Raw genomic sequence first — 787 nt, 5'->3', positions numbered from 1 at the left:
GGGAGACCTTTTTGACAGCTCGATAACATATCAGAATTATCCCCTTAACAATGCAATTTTTGATGGCGGATGGAGCTTGCGTTTGGAAGATGTTCAAGCCAGACCGCAGACTAATTATCCTTTGACGATTCTTATTTCGTCCCGAGATATTGTTCAGTTGCTGTTCAGCTATAACAGTACCCTGCTTGATGAAAGTTATGTGAGGCGTATTTTACAACATTTTGTAACGGTTTTAAAACAATTTGTAAGTGCGGATAGCGGTCATCTGTTAGGCGACATTGTGCTTATAGATTCATTTGAGCGTGAGCAGTTGGTAAATGGTTTGAATGTATCGAGCAGTGTTTACCCGGCAGACGAGACGATTCTGGACCTTTTTGCGCGGCAGGTGAAGTTGGATCGCTCATCGATAGCGTTGGTTTTCGAGGGCCGGGCGATGAGCTATGGGGAGCTGGATGCGGCCAGTAACCGGCTGGGCCATTACCTTCGCGGGTTGGGCGTGGGCCCTGAGAGCCTGGTGGGTATCTGTCTGGACCGGGGCATGGATATGATCGTAGGTATTCTGGGTATCCTTAAATCGGGCGGGGCTTATGTTCCGATCGACCCGGAATATCCATTGGAGCGTATCAGCTACATGGTTAGTGACAGCGGAGTGTCCTATGTGGTCAGCAGCGCAGGGCTCTCAGAACGGTTGCCTGCAACATGCCAGGTGATTGAGCTGGACGGTGCGGACCGTGAAAGGATCGGAACATGCAGCAGCGAAGCGGTGGCTTCGGGCGTTGTCAGCTCA

1 protein-coding gene is annotated in these 787 nt (G+C 50.4%); it reads left to right on the top strand.

Annotated elements, in window-relative coordinates; all coding sequences use genetic code 11:
- Positions 1-787, top strand: a 787-nt coding sequence (locus AAHB90_RS32445) for an AMP-binding protein (protein WP_342089484.1), incomplete at both ends; no start/stop codon positions are given.

The organism is Dyadobacter sp. OTU695 (assembly GCF_038440355.1).
Classification (GTDB): Bacteria; Bacteroidota; Bacteroidia; order Cytophagales; family Spirosomataceae; genus Dyadobacter.
Note: the sequence above shows the minus strand (reverse complement) of the source record. Positions and strands in the feature narration are given on the sequence as shown.